At 63.3% G+C, this 17549-nt stretch carries 15 protein-coding genes; 8 read left to right on the forward strand and 7 right to left on the reverse strand.

Annotated features, from left to right (window positions below; all coding sequences use genetic code 11):
* The first annotated feature begins 18 nt into the window (after positions 1 to 18).
* The 3 genes from ACX80V_RS03810 to ACX80V_RS03820 all read left to right on the forward strand — a co-directional run bounded on the left by ACX80V_RS03810 (position 19) and on the right by ACX80V_RS03820 (position 3408).
* Positions 19 to 876 (forward strand): helix-turn-helix transcriptional regulator, encoded by an 858-nt coding sequence (locus tag ACX80V_RS03810; protein WP_485842017.1) that lies wholly within the window; start codon positions 19 to 21, stop codon positions 874 to 876.
* A 118-nt stretch (positions 877 to 994) separates the two neighbouring features.
* Positions 995 to 2350 (forward strand): MFS transporter, encoded by a 1356-nt coding sequence (locus ACX80V_RS03815; protein WP_485842018.1) that lies wholly within the window; start codon positions 995 to 997, stop codon positions 2348 to 2350.
* 227 nt (positions 2351 to 2577) lie between these two features.
* A complete protein-coding gene (locus ACX80V_RS03820; RefSeq protein WP_485842019.1) occupies positions 2578 to 3408 on the forward strand; it encodes a ketopantoate reductase family protein in 831 nt (276 codons plus the stop codon).
* Between the two features lie 24 nt (positions 3409 to 3432).
* On the opposite strand, the gene ACX80V_RS03825 is transcribed toward ACX80V_RS03820, so the two are convergent.
* Both ACX80V_RS03825 and ACX80V_RS03830 read right to left on the reverse strand, forming a co-directional pair.
* A complete protein-coding gene (locus tag ACX80V_RS03825; RefSeq protein ID WP_485842020.1) occupies positions 3433 to 4131 on the reverse strand; it encodes a maleylpyruvate isomerase family mycothiol-dependent enzyme in 699 nt (232 codons plus the stop codon).
* A 173-nt stretch (positions 4132 to 4304) separates the two neighbouring features.
* Positions 4305 to 4544 carry an aldehyde dehydrogenase family protein gene (locus ACX80V_RS03830; RefSeq protein WP_485842021.1) on the reverse strand — a complete coding sequence of 80 codons (240 nt, stop codon included), beginning with the start codon at positions 4542 to 4544 and terminating at the stop codon, positions 4305 to 4307.
* A gap of 288 nt (positions 4545 to 4832) precedes the next feature.
* Here ACX80V_RS03830 and ACX80V_RS03835 point away from each other — a divergent pair, with 288 nt between their 5' ends.
* Together ACX80V_RS03835 and ACX80V_RS03840 are read left to right on the forward strand one after the other, a co-directional pair.
* The gene (locus ACX80V_RS03835) at positions 4833 to 6227 is read left to right on the forward strand and encodes an MFS transporter (RefSeq protein WP_485842022.1); all 1395 of its coding nucleotides are present in this window, start codon (positions 4833 to 4835) and stop codon (positions 6225 to 6227) included.
* A gap of 220 nt (positions 6228 to 6447) precedes the next feature.
* Entirely contained in the window at positions 6448 to 7359 is a 912-nt protein-coding gene (locus ACX80V_RS03840) for a LysR substrate-binding domain-containing protein (RefSeq protein ID WP_485842023.1), read from the forward strand.
* A gap of 39 nt (positions 7360 to 7398) precedes the next feature.
* On the opposite strand, the gene ACX80V_RS03845 is transcribed toward ACX80V_RS03840, so the two are convergent.
* From ACX80V_RS03845 to benA, 5 genes are all read right to left on the reverse strand, one after another.
* Complete coding sequence (locus ACX80V_RS03845; protein WP_485842024.1) at positions 7399 to 10338, reverse strand: AAA family ATPase; 2940 nt, start codon at positions 10336 to 10338, stop codon at positions 7399 to 7401.
* Complete coding sequence (benD, locus tag ACX80V_RS03850; protein WP_485842025.1) at positions 10292 to 11116, reverse strand: benzoate diol dehydrogenase BenD; 825 nt, start codon at positions 11114 to 11116, stop codon at positions 10292 to 10294. Before benD ends, ACX80V_RS03845 begins: the two co-directional genes overlap by 47 nt.
* A 2-nt stretch (positions 11117 to 11118) precedes the next feature.
* A complete protein-coding gene (gene benC / locus ACX80V_RS03855; RefSeq protein WP_485842026.1) occupies positions 11119 to 12693 on the reverse strand; it encodes a benzoate 1,2-dioxygenase electron transfer component BenC in 1575 nt (524 codons plus the stop codon).
* 135 nt (positions 12694 to 12828) lie between these two features.
* A complete protein-coding gene (benB, locus tag ACX80V_RS03860) occupies positions 12829 to 13365 on the reverse strand; it encodes a benzoate 1,2-dioxygenase small subunit (RefSeq protein WP_485842027.1) in 537 nt (178 codons plus the stop codon).
* Between the two features lie 40 nt (positions 13366 to 13405).
* Positions 13406 to 14788, reverse strand: a complete 1383-nt coding sequence (gene benA, locus ACX80V_RS03865) for a benzoate 1,2-dioxygenase large subunit (protein WP_485842028.1) — start codon at positions 14786 to 14788, stop codon at positions 13406 to 13408.
* 339 nt (positions 14789 to 15127) lie between these two features.
* Here benA and catA point away from each other — a divergent pair, with 339 nt between their 5' ends.
* The 3 genes from catA (at position 15128) to catC (ending at position 17541) form a co-directional block, all read left to right on the forward strand.
* Positions 15128 to 16012, forward strand: a complete 885-nt coding sequence (catA, locus tag ACX80V_RS03870; RefSeq protein WP_485842029.1) for a catechol 1,2-dioxygenase — start codon at positions 15128 to 15130, stop codon at positions 16010 to 16012.
* Positions 16013 to 16138: 126 nt separating this feature from the next.
* On the forward strand, positions 16139 to 17239 hold the full coding sequence (locus ACX80V_RS03875; protein ID WP_058932640.1) for an enolase C-terminal domain-like protein: 1101 nt from the start codon (positions 16139 to 16141) through the stop codon (positions 17237 to 17239).
* Positions 17240 to 17262: 23 nt separating this feature from the next.
* Entirely contained in the window at positions 17263 to 17541 is a 279-nt protein-coding gene (catC, locus tag ACX80V_RS03880; RefSeq protein WP_485842030.1) for a muconolactone Delta-isomerase, read from the forward strand.
* Positions 17542 to 17549: the final 8 nt, after the last annotated feature.

The following is a 17549-nucleotide window of genomic DNA, read 5'->3' on the forward strand; positions in this document are numbered from 1 at the left end:
TAACCGGGGAAGGGCCCTATGACAGGGCATGACAACGACGTCTACCGTCCGAGCGACCGGGACCTGCTGAAGCGGGCAATCCGGGAAACCGCAGCCCGGACTGGCTCAGCCGTGTTTTTCGCCGGCCTCGTGAACCGCACCGAGCTCACCATCACCGAGTTCTTCGGGACTACGACGCACGGTCTGAAGAACCTCAGCGTGCAGCCCGGAGAGGGGGTGGGCGGGCGGGCCCTGTCCCAGGCGCGCACCGTCGGGGTGGCCGATTACTTTGACTCCGACAGCATCACCCATCATCATGACGACGCCGTACGCATCGAGGGGCTGCGGACCATGGTGGCGCTCCCCATCCTCGTGGACGGCCGTGCCCGGTGTGTGCTCTACGCGGCAACGCGGGAGCGCACATCGATCGGCGAGTGCGTGGTGACCGAACTCAGCGCCGGCGCCTCGAGGATCTCGCGGGAACTGGCCATTCGGGACGAGGTGGACCACCGGGTCGCGATTCTCCGGGTCGTCCAAAGCCTGGCCGCGGAGCCACCGGAACGGGACCTCATCGAGACCGTCCGGCTTGCGCATGCCGAGCTCCTCTCGGTGGCCAGCACCACGACTGATCCCGAACTCGCCAAGCGCATCCTCGCCGTGACCGCACGGCTCGAGGGCTCCGACGCGGCGCCGACCGGCGTCCCGCACCTCACCCGACGGGAGACGGATGTGCTCGCCCAAGTGGCGCTCGGCTGTTCCTATGCCGAAACCGGCAACCGGCTCTCGCTCAAGGCAGTCACCGTGAAGAGCTACATGCAGTCGATCATGGCGAAACTGGACGTGCACAGCCGCGCGGAGGCCGTGGTGGCCGCGCGCAGGCTCCGCCTTTTGCCCTGACCTGTGGCGCGAAAACACCTCCATCGGGAGGTGGTGGCGAACGCACGGCGCTGGCACGATGACATCTTCGCGTCGAAACGAACCTCGTTTCGACGACCGATGTCAAAGGAGATATCGCATGCTCGAAAGCCTCGCACCGGTTGCGAACCGGTCCGGTCCGCGCCCCACCTCGATGGCCAGGGTCGCCGTCGCCAGCTCGATGGGCAGCATCATCGAGTTCTATGACTTCCTCATCTACGGTACGGCTGCGGCCCTCGTCTTCCCCCCGGTCTTCTTCCCGGCGCTCGGCCCGGCCGCCGGCACTCTCGCCTCATTCGGAACCTTTGCCGTGGCCTTCGTCTCGCGCCCCCTTGGTGCCGTCCTGTTCGGCCACTTCGGTGACAGGCTGGGGCGCAAGAAAACGCTCGTCAGCACACTGCTCATCATGGGCATCGCGACCGTCACCATCGGGCTGCTGCCCGACGCCAGCGTCATCGGGATCGCCGCGCCGATCATCCTCGTTGTTCTCCGCTTTCTTCAGGGATTCGCTGTCGGCGGCGAATGGGCCGGCGCGGCACTGATGGCCGCCGAGTACGCCCCGCCCAAACACCGGGGCCTCTTCGCAGCCTTCCCCCAGCTGGGCCCGTCGATTGGCTTCGCCCTCGCGAGTGCAACCTTCCTCATCATCAATCTGTCACTCGGCGACAAGTCGGAGGCATTCCTCACGTTCGGCTGGCGCATTCCGTTCATCGGAAGTGCCGTGCTCGTCATGATCGGTCTCTACATCCGCCTCAAGATCGAAGAGACTCCGGTCTTCAAGGAGGCCAGCGACTCGAGCGCCGTCCCGGTTGGGCATCGCAAGCTGCCCGTGTGGGAGTCGGTGCGAAACCAGCCACGCCAGATCCTCTTGGGCGGCGCCTCCACCATGATGCTCTTCGCCTTCTTCTACATCGGCACAGCCTTTCTCAGCAGCTATGGCACAAGTGCCGAGGGTCTTGGCCACAGCCGGCCCACCATCCTCTCGCTGGGAATCGTCGGCGCGATGTTCTTCGCAGCCGGAACTATTGGCAGCGCAATGCTCTCCGACCGGATCGGCCGCCGAGCCGTGATCGTCGGCTCGTGCGTCGTGGCGATCCCCTGGTCGCTCCTGCTCTTCCCGATCCTCGATATCGGCACCACCTGGTCGTTTGCAGTCGGGCTGTCCGGCACGCTGCTCATCGTCGCCGGAATCTACGGTCCGGTGGGCGCCTTCCTGCCGGAGCTCTTCGCCACCCGCTACCGCTACACAGGTGCCGGAATGGCCTACAATCTCGGAGCGCTGGTCGGCGGTGGCGTCACGCCACTGGTGGCGGCGTCGCTCGGCGCCAGCCTGGGGAGTCCGGCCATCGGGCTGCTTCTGGCCGGAGTGAGCCTGGTGAGCCTCTTCGCCACCTTCGGCCTCCCGGAGACCCGTGGCATCGACCTCGCAACCTCCGGGAACACAGCCGCACGGTGACCGCACAGCCGGCGACCGGGTCGACGTCGGCGGTCGCGGTCTCGTCGTCGGCGCTGGCATCTACGAGGGCCCGGTAGCCGGCCAGCTTCGTCTCCCGCGAATCGATTCGGACCCGCTTGTGCGCACGTCAAGTTCTTGAGACAGTTTCGTCGTTGTATTTCGGTTACGCGCCAGGGATTCCTGATCGAGGGTCTGGTGGGCGGTGAGGGCTGCCGCCCGGGGGGTCGGTGGCCTGCTCTGGCGTTGGGCCGTTTTCGGTTGTACCAGGACCTGCCAGGGCAGGAACGGCGGACTTCACTGAAACGCTCGAGCTCATCGTCGTCTTCACCAAGAGCTTTCACACCGAGGCTGCTGTCGCTTCCGTTCGGCATCTGATTTCCGGGACAACGTTCGGCCTGACGCTCCAAAAGGGCCTTGGAAATGCCGACATCCTGGCGCGGGCCTTCACGCCTCAGCGCACCTTGGCCGGAATTACTGACTTTCCCGCTGATCTTGAACAGCCGGGCCGCATCATCACTGGACCCGGCGGCAAGGTGCGGGTAGGCACCTGGACCGGCGCCCAAGAGCCGTTCCTCCAAAGGCTAGTGGATATCCTGAACAAGGCAGGACTGAATGCCTCCGCCGAGGAAACTATCCAGGAACCCATCTGGGAAAAGCTTGCCTTCAACGCCGCCCTGAACACCCTAGGCGCCGTCACAGGACAAACCGTAGGCCAAATTGGAGCAAGCACCCCGGCCCGCGAACTCGTGGCCCGCGTCGTCGATGAGACAACTTCCGTGGCAAAAACCCAAGGTGTCCACCTGTCTGCGGACCGAATCGATGCGGCTCTTGAGAATGCCTACACGAACGCCGGTGAGCACAAGACCTCAATGCTCCAGGATCGGGAGGCGCGGCGCCGCACGGAAGCTGACTACATTGGCGGGGCAATTGTTCGTCGGCGAGCAGTCAGGCGTTTCTGCTCCCGTGCTCAACGCACTGACCACACTCGCGGCCGCGCCGATCCGGTAGCACAATCCGCGGCCCGCTGCCGGCGGTTGACCCCACCGGAAACGAGCTGAAGATGGGCCCGCAGGAGACGGCGCTTACCAGGACGGCAGTACGGGCAGAGGGCCGTCAGCCTCTACGTTGTCAGTGACACCGCGGGCCAGCCATTCGAGCAATCCCTCGCGGTCGGACGAGACGCGCAGGGCGCCGTCGCCGATCACCCACTCGTCGCGTTCCTCCGTCACGAGCGTCATCCCCGGTGCCCCTTGGGCGCGCATGGTGCGCACGGCGGCTTCCAAGGCGTTGAGTACCGAGTCCGGGTCGGCTTCCTCTATGGTCCAGGCGGTGTCGAGGTCGTGATGGTGCACCACGACCTCGGCGATACGCAACGCCACAATGGACGTTGCGGGAATCTGCTTGCCGTGCAAATGCACCTCCTCGACGGCGATCTCCCCGCCCAGCCGAAGGGCCTGTTCGGCGAAATAGGTGGAGGACTGGCGGACTTTGCCCAGCAGTTCCTGGCGGGGCAGACTTGCCAGCTCGGCTATCTCCCGGGCGCGGGCCTCCTGCGAGGCATAAAGTTCTTGCTCTTCGCCGGAGGTTGCCCAGTCAATGAGCTTGACCAAGGCCTTGCCGTTTGAGGCGATGTGGGCGATGACATCTGCCCGGGTCCAATCCCTGCACAAGGACGGAGCGGCCATTTCGTCGTCGGACAGAGACTCTACGGTGGCCATGAACATGTCGGTCTCCCGGCCGAGGCGAGACAGGTCCGAGTGCAGGTGTGCGGGATTGATCATGAATTCACCTTATCCATTGGCTTGGATGCCGGCTGGCAATCCGGGCCGCTAATTCATACTGAAATCGTACCGATCCATACGGTTCGTGATGGCTGGTGGCTGATGGCGGCACGATGGAAACGGAAGTGCCCCGCCGATGCACGCATAAGCGTAAATCGGCGGGGCAACCGGCATTAGAGGCGCTTGACTCCGACCGTGTTGTCGGTGGTGAATTCAGCAATGGCCCAGTCGCCGTAGAACCGGCCCAGTCCGGAGTTACCTTCGCCGCCGAAAGGTACGTGCGATTCGTCGTGGACCGGCATCTCATTGATATGCGTCATGCCGGCCCTGATGCCGAGGCCGAACTGCACGCCGCGATCGAGGTCCTGGGTGAACACGGAACTGGAAAGTCCGAAGTCGGTGGCGTTGGCCAAGCCAATTCCAGTGCGTGGGCTTCGTCGTTGGCGTTGATGATGCCCACCAAAGGTCTCACGCATCCGCACTGTAGGCGCATTCCTTTACCGGCACTAGCTGCTACTTTTTCCAAGATACGCCTAGCCGCTTCTGATTGATATCTGAAAAGTATGGATCGCACCCCGGCCCAACCCCGGGTATTTACCTCATATGGCGGGCGTCACACCTCTGCGACACTGGACCAAGCCAAGGGACACAGGTTCACCCCCACGGCACTCCATCCATGCTCCGTCAGAGAGGACAGGCATATGGCTACGCTCCACACCGTCATCGCCGAAGACCCGCGCAAAGAGGCGCGCACCGCAAACTGGGTGGCCTTCGTCATCTGCACCGCACTTTTATTCGATGGCTACGACCTTGTCGTATACGGCACCGTCCTGCCGGGACTGCTCGCCGACCCAAGCCAGATTGGCGCCTTCGATGCCGCTGCTGCTGGCCTCTTGGGCTCGTGGGCGCTGGTTGGTGTGCTGGTCGGATCATTGATCTGCGGCGCGGTCGGCGACTTCTTCGGCCGCCGCCGACTCATGCTCCTGGGTATCGCCTGGTTCTCGGTGGGGATGTTCGTCACTGCGCTGACCACAACCGTGATGTCCTTCGGGGCTATGCGTTTCATCACCGGGGTGGGTCTCGGCGTCGTCATCGCCACCGCAGGCGCCACCATGGCAGAGTTCGCGCCAGCCGGCCGGCGACAGTTCTACAACGCGATCGTCTACTCTGGTGTCCCCGCTGGCGGCGTGTTCGCCTCCGTCATGGGCATTCTGCTCCTCAATAACATTGGATGGCGCGGACTGTTCATGATCGGCGCCCTTCCCCTCGTCCTACTCCTGCCCATCGCCTGGTTCAAGCTGCCGGAGTCCCCCCGATGGCTGCTGGCCCGCGGCCGCGAGGATGAGGCCCTGGCTGCTTCGCAGCGGACCGGCGTTCCGCTCATTGAAGAACAGGTCATTCGGCAGATTGGCGCAGCCCCACAGACGACTGGCTTCGCGGCCGTGTTTTCCAAACAATTCGCAGTGGCTTCCGTACTTCTGGGCTTAATGTCCTTCTCCGGCCTGCTGCTGACCTACGGCTTGAACACGTGGCTGCCGAAAATCATGGAGGGATACGGCTACGGGCGGACATACGCCCTATTCTTCCCCCTGGCGTTGAACCTCGGCGCCGTGGCGGGAGGTTTGCTTCTCTCGCGCTACGCCGACAAGGCCGGTCCCCAGCGGGTCATAGCCAGCACCTTCGTGCTGGCCACGATCACCCTGGTGCTGATGACGTTCGGCTTCCCCCTGCCGATGTTGTTCCTGTGCATCGCCATCGCCGGAGTGGGCACCCTCGGCACCCAGGTGCTGGTTTACGGTTTCCAGTCCAACTACTTCACCACCAACGCCCGGGCAGCCGGTGTGGCCTGGTGTGCCAGCGTGGGCCGCCTGGGCGGCATTCTCGGACCAATCATCGGCGGCTGGCTGGCAGCGGCGGGAATCGGCGGAGCCACCGCTTTCTACATCTACGGCGGCGTCGCCCTGCTGGGTGCAATTGTCACGGTCTTGGTCCCCCGTCAGCGCAAGCTGGAAGAAGCCGAGCACAGGGCCGAGGAAATCGTTGAACACTCCGTGGAAGAGGACCTCAGCATCGCCACTCCCCCGGCGCGCCTTTGACCCAGCGCATCCGGCCGCTGCCTTGAATGAGCCGGGATCTAGTGAGAGGGTGCCCAGGCCAGACCTGGGCACCCGGCCCGCCGCAGTCGGCCAGTAAGCCGAGCCAAGCCAAGCCATTATGTCTGACGCAGACAAGAGTGGTGGGCTTTATACTTGATTTCTGAATCAATGCGGTTTTGGCGCCTGACCGGAGGCGCCACACGGAGGGACGGCACAACCAATGGAGATCAGGCAGCTGAACTACTTTATTGCCGTTGCCGAGGAGCGCCATTTCGGCCGTGCCGCCAAACGCCTGCATATGGCCCAGCCACCTTTGTCCCAGCAAATCCGGCAGCTGGAAGAGCAACTGGGTGTGCGCCTGCTGAACCGCACCACGCGCAGGGTGGAACTCACAGCCGCCGGGCAGGCGCTGCTGGACCGGGGCCGGCAGATCGTCAATGCGGTCGGAACACTCCGGGCTGACGTGTATCAGGTCGGGCAAGGCGCATCCGGTGTTCTGCGCGTGGGCTTCTCCGGCTCAGCAACCTACGGTGTGATGCCACCGATCGTTCGACTTGCCAAGCAGGTACTCCCCGGGCTGTTGCTGAATCTGCATGGCGAGATGCTCACCCCGGCCATGGAGGCCGGCCTGCGGGATGGCACCTTGGATGCGGCCCTGTTGCGGCCGCCCATCGCCTCCCAGGACATCGATTACCGCATCGTGACGCGCGAGGCGCTCATCGTGGCGTTACCGTCCTTCAGCGCCCTGGCTATGGACCGGCCGGTGGCCGTGCACGAACTCCAGGACCAGGAATTTATCTCCTACCCGCCGGAGTCGGTGCTTTACCGGACCACCGCAGGTCTTTGCCGCGAGGCAGGCTTCCAGCCACGCATCTCCCAAATCATCAGTGAGACGTCCACGATGCTCTCATTCGTGGCTGCCGGTAGTGGCGTTGCCATCCTTCCTGCGAGCGTCCGTGCCCTGCAGCTTGAGGGCGTCGTCTACCGCGATATCGAACAGGCCCCCGAGGTGGAGCTTGCCGTGGCGTGGCGGCGTGAGGACCGGTCATCACTGCTCCAAAGCTTCCTGGATGTCGTGGGCACCGCGACCAAAGACCTGCCCAACCGCACTCCCAGTCCTCCAGGATCCTGATACGGGGACGGACCGGTCCGATGCCAGATGGCCCGCGCTTCAGTCCGTGGGGCGGAAACGTGCGGCCAGTTCGCTGCGGGAGCGAATCCCGAACTTCCCATAGATGCGGGTCAGGTGGTACTGGACAGTCTTGTCGGCCAGGAACAGTGCACGGGCAGCCTCTTTGTTGGTAGCCCCTGCCGCCACGAGTTCCGCCACTGACTGCTCCTGGGCCGTGAGCTGGACCTGCGGTCCAGTCACGGCAACGAGCACGGCGTCAGATGGATCGGGCATGTTGCCCACGTCAAGGCCGGTCGCCTTCAGCTCCCGATCGCATCTGGCGACGTACGTCGCAGCACCCAGGGAATCATAAAGGTCCCTGGCTACGCGCAGCACGGAAGACGCCAAGCGCCTCTTTCCGGCACGTCGCATGCTTTGCCCGAAGGCAAAGCTCACCCGGGCCCGCAAATATGGCCGGTTGAGCCCCCGCAGATGCCCCAGCGCCGTCTCGAAATGCTCCCGGGCTATGTCTGGATCCCCCTGCGCGGCAACGAGCCGGCCCCGCGCCCACGCCATTCTTGCCAGATCTGACGGCACGGCCCGCTCCCGCGGCACCTGCTCGAAGGCGGTAAGGAAAGCATCGGCCGTATCCAACTGGTCGGTCATGACCAAGGCGTTGACGTAAGAGTCCTGCCACGGCCAAAACGACACCCTGTTCTCTGTCCAGGGGTCCAACTCCGTCAGCGGCTGCAGCACAGCCAATGCGCTTTCGTAGTCCGCCCGTGCCTCATGGAAGCGTGCCCGGGCCAGGCTGGCAGGAACTTGCATGGCGCGATAGGTGCCCGGCTGCACCGCCGCTTGGGAGACGTAGTACCGTGCACGGTCCCAATCCCCACGCATGGACCACAGTTCGGCGGCGGTCCAATACAGCAAGGGGCGGATCAGCGGCATCCGGGAGGTCTCGAGCCGCACCGAGGCGCGTGCAACCGTGGCTGCGGCCGCGTCCCAGTTGCCGAGCACAAGTTGGGTGCGGGCCAACCACGCCTCTGCCCACAGCGAGATCCGCAACGAGCCACCGCGGAACTCAGTCGGGGCGGCGGCTTCGAAATTTACAAGCGCTGTCTCTGCGTCATCCAGCCGCAGGGCCAGCCATCCGGCTCCCATCTGCACGCGTTGCTTTTGCGCGTTTTCGGAAGCGTGTTCGAAAGCCTGCCGATAGGAGGCCTCGGCTTCAGCCAGCCTGCCTTGGGCGTAAAGTCCCAGCCCATAAATGGCTTCGGATTCGATGTGTGCGGGGGTACCCGCCGTTGTCAGTGACATGGCTTGCTCCGCCCAACGGGTGATGACAGGGCCATCCCAGGAGGCCACCCCGTGCAGGACCAGGCGTTGGGCCACTTGGGCGGCGGCGGTGGGGTCCTGTTGCGGGTTGCTTGTCCGCCAGGCCATTTCCAATTGGGTTTGGGCGCTGTGGTTCTGTCCAGACGCAGTGGAGAGGTAGCCAAGAACGGAGGAACGCAGTGGCGAGGGTGCCATGGCGTCGACTGCGGCGGCCCACATTTGGGCCTGGGCAATGTTGCCGGACCCCACGAGGGCATCTACTGCTCTCAGCTGGCGATCGTTGCCGACCCGGATGTCACCGGAGAGCCTGGACGCGGAAAAAAGCGCGGTCGAGACATCGTGCCAGGCACCTACGAGGGCCTGTTGCCGGGCGTACTCCTCAAGCGCCGAGGCCAAGGCCTCGTCTGGTCCCGGGGTAGCCGACACCCGGTGACCCAGGCGGTCGCCCTCATTCTGCACCGAGTCCGCAGCCCTGCGGTGCAGGCGCATGCGCTGGCTGGGTGCAATTTGCTCGTAGACGGACTCGGTCGTTCCCGCTTCGAAGAATTTCACCAGCGAGTGGGCCTGGTCCACTGACAAGCCCAGCAGTCCGGCTCTGTGGCCCTCGTCGAGGGCATCCATCACGTATTCGACCCCGCTGACACGGGCAACCTCAGCCACCCCGGCATTGCGGCCGAGCACGGAAGTGGCCTCAGCCACAGCTACCAGGTCGGGGGACGCGGCAGCGAGGAGGCTACGCACCTGGGCCCGCACGCGTGAACTCGGAGGCAAGGACGAGAACCATGTCTGCCAGGTTTCCGGTGGAAGCTCGCCCAGAAGTTCGACAACCGGCTGCGGCCATCCCCCGGTATGCCGCACGATCTCGTGGGCGGCCGTCGCGTTCAGGTCGATGCGAAACCACCGTCGTGCGAGCTCCTGGACCCGCTGCGGTGAGAGCGGATCCAGTGGAAGACGGGACACCTGATGCCCGGTGAGGAAGGCCAACACGCCGCCTGGCACCAGCCGGGCCTGAGCGGGATCCAGGGTGACCACGAACAGGACTCTTTTGCTGCGCAGCCGGCGCATGACGAAGACGAGGACGTGGAGAGTTTCTGCGTCCAGATGCTGAACGTCATCAACGGCAACCACCACGCTCCCGTGCAATTGAAGCCCGTCGAGGTGTGCACCAAGAGTGGACGCATAGTTGGCGGCCTGGGAGGGGTTGAGTATGCCGCCCAGGTCCGCGGAACGGCCGTTTCCTCTGCCAGGGTCCTTCGCCGAGCGCAGCGGCGGGGTGACCATGAGCTGGGAGTAGCCGGCGAGCGGGAGCTGCGCTTCCCATTCATCGCCCGTGGCGGACAGCACCCGCACGCCACGCGCGACGCCCCGGCAGTGCTCCAGGAATAGGTCCAGCACCGCCGTCTTCCCGGATCCCCGGGGGCCGCTGAGTACCACCGTACGCACGTTGCCTTTACGCACAGTGCGCAGCGTCTCCAGTAACTCCTCGAAGACCTCGGCATGGCCGAGCAGCGCCAGGTTCTCCTCGGGGTTGCCGTGGTGGTGGCCCGGAATCATGCTGGCAACCTTACTCGACCGCGCGTCGCGGCCACACCAGCGGGTTTCAGTCACAGCGGGCTCAGCCCAGATCTCCGCCTGCCACCGGAAGGATGCTGCCAGTGACATACGATGCTTCGTCGGAGGCCAGGAATACGATGGGCGCAGCTTGTTCGTCCAGTGTGCCGTACCGCTTCAAAAAGGATGATTCAACGGTCTGGTCCACAATGGCCTGGTGCCACGCCTTTTCGGTAGCTGACTCGGCTTCCGGTCCGCGCTTGACCTTTCGTGGCGGAGCTTCGGTGCCGCCCGGGGCGGTAGCAACGACGCGGATGCCGCGCCCGGCAACCTCCATGGCCAGGGACTGGGTCAGGGCGTTGACACCGCCCTTCGCTGCGGCGTAGGGGACGCGGTGCATTCCGCGGGTGGCCACTGAGGAGACGTTCACGATGGTGCCCGATTCCTGGGCGAGCATCGCCGGGAGGACGGCGCGGCAGGACCACAGGGTGGGGAACAGCGAACGGCGGATCTCCCGCTCAATCTTCTCCTCGTCGTATTCTTCGAAAGGGCGGGCCCAAATGGTTCCTCCCACGTTATTGACGAGCACGTCAACCCTTCCGTGGAGGGCCAAGGCGGCGTTCACTGCCTGTTCTGCTCCGGCGAAGCTTTCCAGGTCCGCCGTGACGGAGCTGGCTGAACCGCCGCATCCAGACTCCTGGGCGGCTTCCTGGATTCCCTTGGCAACGTCCTGCACAATGTCGGCGCGGTCAACCAGGACCACCGAGCCTCCTTCAGCCCCGATCCGCTCCGCGACCTTCTGCCCGATTCCCTGGGCCGCGCCGGTGACCACGGCCACTTTGCCGGCGAAGCGGCCGGGCGTGATGAACTGTCCTGAGTACGCCGCCACCGTCAGAAGCCCTTGACCGTGGCGTTGATCGCTTCGGCCATAGTTCCTTTTGCATCGTGGGCGTGAGCCATGATCACTTCCCGGGCCCGCTCCTTGTCGCCGCGCTCAAACGCGTCCACGACATCTAGGTGGTCCTGGGCGACCCGGTCAAAGATATGCGTCCCCTCAGCAAAAGTGGCTGCCATTTGGGCGTGGACGTCGAGCCGACGGTAGGACTCCAGCAGCATGGGGTTGTTGGAGATCATGAACAGGTACTCGTGGAACTCTTCATTGGTCCTGACATACTCCTCCGGGTCGAGAACCCTTCCGGCGTCCACCGCCCGGGTGGTCGCTTCGGCAAGACGACGGAACTGGTGCAACTGCTCTTTGCTCAGGCGGTCCAACATCAGCTCGGTCACGGCAAGTTCAAGGCCCATGCGGGCGTCCAGGTGCGCGAAACTGTCTTCCTTACGGAACTCGAGCCGGCCGGTCTCCAGAGATGAAATGGCTTCCACACGGCTGATGGTGTCGCCTGCGGTCTCCACCTTATCCGCGGGGGCGGGCGCGCCCGTCTCGGCGTCCCCGCCGGTGGTTTCCTTGGGAGCGAAACGTTCAAAGTAGAAGTTGGCTGGCTGTATGCCCTCGGTGTCCAGCCACTTGGAGACGGCGTTGACCATGGGTGGCGGTCCGCAAAGGTAGATATCGACGTCGCCATCGTTGAGGTGGGACGGCTGGATGATCTGCGTGACGTATCCCGTGTGCGGGGCGGAGGTATCCGCCTCGGAGGCAATGTAATCCCAGGTGAAGGTCGGCAACTTCGCTTCGTAGGTGCGCAGCCAGTCGAGGCCCACGATGTCGGCTTCACGAGAGACGCCATAAATTAGGTGGACCGGCGTGGCCGGGGGGTTCTCGGACAACTTCTCCAGAATGGACAGGAGCGGGGCCAGGCCGGTGCCGCCTGCCAGCAGGAGCAGGGGGCGCTTGGGCTCGCGAAGGAAGAAGGAGCCGTAAGGGCCTGTGAACTCGATGGTGTCCCCTACTGCCGCGCGGTCACGCAGGTACTCGGACATCGCGCCTTGCGGCGTGATGCGCACCATGAAGGACGCATCCATCCCTTCGGGGCCGTTGCTGAACGAGTATGAGCGCTCCGCGTCGGTGCCCGGGACCTTGATGTTGACGTACTGGCCGGGCAGGAAAGCCAGTGCTTCCCGGTTCTGCACCTCCAGAGCGAAGGAGATGGTGGACTCCGAATGCTTGTCGAGTTCCTTCAGCGTGGAAACAAAAGTGGCAGCTGAGGTTTTCGCGGATTCGGAGGTCGCCGGGATCTGGATGGCGAGGTCCGATTCCGGAACGGCCTGGCAAGTGAGGAGGTAGCCCTTCTCAAGCTCCTCCTCGGTCATGGCGTCGTCGATATAGTCGCCGGGGTCGAAAGAGCCGGAGTCGCAAAACGCCTTGCACGTGCCGCAGGCGCCATCCCGACAGTCTGAGGGGATGTTGATGCGGGCCTTGTACGCCGCGTCCATGACGGTCTCGTAGTCGCCGACTTTGATGACTTTAGTGACGCCATCTTCGAAACTGAGGGCTACCTGATGGCCCATGATTTCCTCCTGGTTGGGGGTCGCATCCTCGCAACCCCCGTAAAGTTAGTGCGGTTATCTCTTACGAGCAGACCCGACGGCGGGATGCTCCTGCGGGCGCTGCTGCGGCCGCGCCGTACGGTTGCCGGGACGCCGTCAGATCATGTAGACATCCACCACGTGGTGGATGTAGTCGTTCTTCAGTACAACCTTCTTTTTCAGGATCACCGGCTGCTCGCCGGAGAGATCGATGGTGTAGAAGCTCGTGCCGAAATAGGTGTCGGTGGTGTTGTACCGGAAGTACAGGGTGAACCAGTTGAAACGGACCTTGACCTGGTCGCCGTCGTGCTCCAGGACTTCAACGTCCGTGATGTTGTGCCCGGTGCGCGGCTCAGGGAGGGAGGTAGCGGAGGAGCGGTCCGTCTTGATCCGGAAGACCCGGTCCTCGATGCCGCCGCGGTTGTCGTAATAGATGAGCGAGATCTCGTTCTGGGGGTCCACCGTGAGCCGGTCATCGACGTCCCACGCCGGCATCCAGTACTCGGAGTCCGGGTGGTAGCACTGGAGCCACTCGTCGAACTGGCGGTCGTCCAGCAGCCGGGCTTCCCGGTAAAGGAAGGCGCGAACAGTCTCGAGGGTCGCGATTTCATCGCCGCTCTTGAGCGCGGTTAAGGACTTAATGAGGTTGGCCATTGGTTTTCAGCACTCTCTGTAAGGATTCGGAAAGTCTTGATTACGCCGTGACCGGTAAGGATTCCTGGGCAACGGATTCCGCCTCGGCGAGGGCCTTGTCCATTACTTCCTTCCAGTACCCGTGCTGGATCGGGTAGAGTCCCTCGTCTTCGGTGCGTACACCGGAGGCGATCACCCGCGACATGCCCAGCGCTGTGGCTTGCTCGTCAGGACCCGCAATTTCGTGGGTGGAGCCTCGCGTCATGTCGTTCCACGGCGCGGATGTGGCCCAGTAGGTCTTGTTGCAGGATCGGAACTCCTCGAGGTCGTCCGGTGTGGCCATGCCGGTTGCATTGAAGAAGTCCTCGTACTGGCGGATGCGCTTTGAGCGGTTTTCCTGCGATTCACCCTTCGGCGCGATGCAGTAGATCGTCACCTCGGTCTGGTCCGCTGATATGGGACGGAAGTGACGGATCTGCGACGAGAACTGGTCCATGATGTACACATTCGGGTACAGGCAGAGGTTGCGTGAAATGTTGATCATGAAGTTTGCCATCTCCTCGCCGTACTTTTCGACGAGCTCGTCGCGGCGGTCCCACAACGGACGGTCCTCGGGGTTGGTCCACTCCTGCCACAGCAGCAGGTGCCCGTGATCGTAGGAATAGAAGCCGCCTTTAACCTTGCCCCATTTGCCGGCGTCCATGGCCTTGGTCTTGTTGGCGGAATCACCGGCGGTGCGGCGGGCCGTCGTCGCGGCGTAGTTCCAGTGCACGGCGGTGACGTGGTAGCCGTCGGCGCCGTTTTCCGCCTGGACCTTCCAGTTGCCGTCATAGGTGTAGGTGGACGACCCGCGCAGGACCTCGAGCCCCTCCGGGGACTGGTCCACAATCGAATCGATGACTTTGGTGGCATCTCCCAGGTGCTCCTCCAGCGGGAGGACGTCAGCATTCAATGAGCCGAACAGGAAGCCCCGGTAGGAGTCGAAGCGGGCTACCTTGGTGAGGTCGTGTGAGCCCTCCTTGTTGAAGGTTTCCGGGTATCCGGCATTGCGGGAATCCTTGACTTTAAGGAGCTCTCCGGAGTTCTTGAATGTCCAGCCGTGGAAGGGACAGGTGAAGGTGGTCCTGTTGTCGGTCTTGCGCCGGCACAGCATGGCGCCACGGTGGGAGCAGGCGTTGACGATGCAGTTGATCTTCTCGTCCTTGTCCCGTGTAAGCACGACGGGAGTCCGGCCGATGTAGGTGGTGAAGTAGTCCCCCACGTTGGGGATCTGGGATTCATGGGCAAGGTAGACCCAGTTGCCCTCGAAGATGTGCTTCATCTCCAATTCAAAGATTTCCTGGTCGGTGAAGATTTCACGCTTCGCCCGGATAACGCCGTTCTCTCGATCGTCGACGACGGCGTCAGCCAGGACTCCACGGACACGTGTCAGATTCTCGGTCATGGTGTGCTCCTTCTTTGGAGAGGGTGCGGGTAGGCGGGCAGCGACTGTGCGGCCGCACCTGAACCCCCTCGGGCGGAATGAATGTGTTCCACCCAGTCTGCTACAAGGTGACAGCGCTCACATCAGGCAAAACCCTAGTACGAACCAAGGGTGTCTTTATGTAAGTGAGCCTACATAATCGGCGTTATATAAGTCCTTGTTTCGTCCTTATCACCTGACTAACATGAGTTGGACGTCACGTGAAGCCGGTGAGCCTGCGGGTGCACAGCCCGCGGCCGGCGCGTTTTAGGGAACGGGAAATTTCCCGTTCCCGGTGCACAGAGGAGTGTGGAGATCACTATGACTGAGAATCAGTTGGACACCCGCCAAGAAAATGAGGGCACCGCTGTGGAGGCCGGTTCGAAGGCGACCGAGCGCTTCGCCGCTTCGGGCAAGCCCACGGGAACGGGAGTACCTAAGGAGCGCGTGAGCTTGCTCGCCGGCGCCCTCATCAAAGCCGCTAACGACATCGTCGTGGAACACGAAGTCACCTACGAGGAGTACAACGCCCTGAAAGCCTGGCTGATCAAGGTGGGCAACGATGGCGAGTGGCCACTATTCCTCGACGTGTGGCTTGAGCACACCGTGGAGGATGTCAACTCCCAGGACCGGCCCGGCACGAAAGGCACCATCGAGGGACCCTATTACGTCCCGAACTCGCCTGTGCTGGATTCCCCCGCCACGGTAGAGATGCGCGATGACGAAGATGGCGTTCCGTTGCAGTTCAGCGGCCAGTTCACCGACACCGACGGCAACCCGATCCAAGGTGCACAGCTGGAAATTTGGCATGCGGACTCGGCGGGCTTCTACTCTCAGTACGCCCCGGGCCTGCCGGACTGGCTGTTCCGCGCCAACGTGCAGGCCGACAGCGAGGGACGATTCGTCCTCCACACCATGCGCCCGGCTCCGTACCAGATCCCCACTGATGGAGCCTGTGGACAGCTGATCAGTGCTGCGGGTTGGCACGCCTGGCGCCCGGCCCACATTCACATCAAGGTCTCAGCGCCCGGCTATCAGCCTGTAACCCAGCAGCTCTACTTCCCCGGTGACCCGCACAACGCTGACGACATTGCTTCGGCTGTCAAGCCGGAGCTGATGCTCAACACCACACCGCGTACAGACGGCGCTGCCGGCGAAGAAGCCTCATATGACTATGTCCTCGCCAAAGTGGGACAGTCCAAATAGGAACTCCTGTGACATGGTCGGGTTCATAATTTCCGTCCAATGAGGTGCCCCAGGGCAATGAGCCCTGGGGCACCGTTCTTCCCAGCACCACTGGACTGCCTGACACAAGCGAAAGGAACCGAGCCGTTGAAGATCGAGCGGATCGAAGTGATCCCGTACTCCATCCCGTACACGCACCCCCTGAAGTTCGCCAGCGGCGAGGTGGCAAACGCTGACCATGTTCTTGTGCGTGTGCACACCGACGACGGCGTCGTAGGAGTCGCGGACGCACCCCCCCGCCCATATACCTACGGCGAGACACAAGAGTCCATCGGGACGATCATCGAGAAAACCTTCGCCCCACAGCTGACCGGCCTCGAGATCGTGGACCGGGAGCAGATTCATGCAGTAATGCGCCGGACCATTCACAACCAAGTGGCGAAAGGCGCCGTAGACATCGCGGTGTGGGACGCGATCGGCAAAACGCTCCGCACTCCAGTGCACAAGCTATTGGGTGGGTACACCGACCGCATGCGGGTCAGCCACATGCTCGGCTTCCGGCCAGCGCAGGAACTCCTCGACGAGGCCCTGCGTTTCGGCGAGCAATACGGCATCACCACCTTCAAGCTGAAAGTGGGCCGTCGGCCGCTGTCACTGGACGTGGAGGCCTGCCACGTGCTGCGCGAGGGACTGGGCGAGGACGTGGAGCTATACCTTGACGCGAACCGCGGCTGGACCGCGAACGAAGCCCTCGAGGTGCTCCGGAGGACCGAGGGGCTCGGGCTGACCATGCTCGAGGAACCGTGCGACGCCAAGGAAGCACTGAGCCGCCGCCGCCTGGTCGACAAATCGCCAATCCCGGTGGTAGGCGATGAATCCGTCCCCACGGCTGGGGACGCGTCCCGGGAACTGCTTTCCGGTGGCTGCAACGCCATCTGCATCAAGACCGCCCGTTCCGGCTTCACCGAGGCCACCGAGATATTAGGGCTATGCACCGGCCTCGGCGTGGATGTGACCATGGGCAACCAGATCGACACCCAGATCGGCTCGCTTGCGACTGTCACCTTCGGCGCCGCACACGAGGCCACCAGCCGCCGGGCAGGGGAACTGTCGAACTTCCTCGATATGGCCGACGACCTGCTGGCGGATCCACTCCGGATAATCGACGGCACGATCTCCGTGCGCGATCTGCCGGGGGTCGGAGCCGAGATCGACGAGGACAAACTCGCGGCCTACCGCCTGTCCTAGCCGACCATCAAGGAGGAAAAAGAATGTTGTTTTTAGCCCGCATGGACGTGCAATTCCCAGCGCACCTCTCCGCTGAGGACGTCACCCGCATGCAGGGGTTGGAGAAAGAGTATTCCCAGGCCCTGCAACAGGACGGCCGCCTTGCCTCCATCTGGCGAGTGGTCGGCGAGTACGCAAACTATTCGGTGTTCGACGTCGAATCCAATGACGAACTGCACCAGATCCTGAGCAGCTTCCCGATGTACCCCTTCATGAAAATCAAGGTCACCCTATTGGCCAAGCATCCCAACTCCATCCGCTGAGGAATCTG

This window comes from Pseudarthrobacter arbutini (assembly GCF_054510915.1).

What these genes read in the sequence shown, in the direction of transcription:
- ACX80V_RS03810 (WP_485842017.1), top strand. Translation starts at nt 19, where the DNA reads ATGACAGGGCATGACAACGACGTCTACCGTCCGAGCGACCGGGACCTG.
- ACX80V_RS03815 (WP_485842018.1), top strand. Translation starts at nt 995, where the DNA reads ATGCTCGAAAGCCTCGCACCGGTTGCGAACCGGTCCGGTCCGCGCCCC.
- ACX80V_RS03825 (WP_485842020.1), bottom strand. Translation starts at nt 4,131, where the DNA reads ATGATCAATCCCGCACACCTGCACTCGGACCTGTCTCGCCTCGGCCGG.
- ACX80V_RS03835 (WP_485842022.1), top strand. Translation starts at nt 4,833, where the DNA reads ATGGCTACGCTCCACACCGTCATCGCCGAAGACCCGCGCAAAGAGGCG.
- ACX80V_RS03840 (WP_485842023.1), top strand. Translation starts at nt 6,448, where the DNA reads ATGGAGATCAGGCAGCTGAACTACTTTATTGCCGTTGCCGAGGAGCGC.
- ACX80V_RS03845 (WP_485842024.1), bottom strand. Translation starts at nt 10,338, where the DNA reads ATGTCACTGGCAGCATCCTTCCGGTGGCAGGCGGAGATCTGGGCTGAG.
- benC (WP_485842026.1), bottom strand. Translation starts at nt 12,693, where the DNA reads ATGGGCCATCAGGTAGCCCTCAGTTTCGAAGATGGCGTCACTAAAGTC.
- benB (WP_485842027.1), bottom strand. Translation starts at nt 13,365, where the DNA reads ATGGCCAACCTCATTAAGTCCTTAACCGCGCTCAAGAGCGGCGATGAA.
- benA (WP_485842028.1), bottom strand. Translation starts at nt 14,788, where the DNA reads ATGACCGAGAATCTGACACGTGTCCGTGGAGTCCTGGCTGACGCCGTC.
- catA (WP_485842029.1), top strand. Translation starts at nt 15,128, where the DNA reads ATGACTGAGAATCAGTTGGACACCCGCCAAGAAAATGAGGGCACCGCT.
- catC (WP_485842030.1), top strand. Translation starts at nt 17,263, where the DNA reads ATGTTGTTTTTAGCCCGCATGGACGTGCAATTCCCAGCGCACCTCTCC.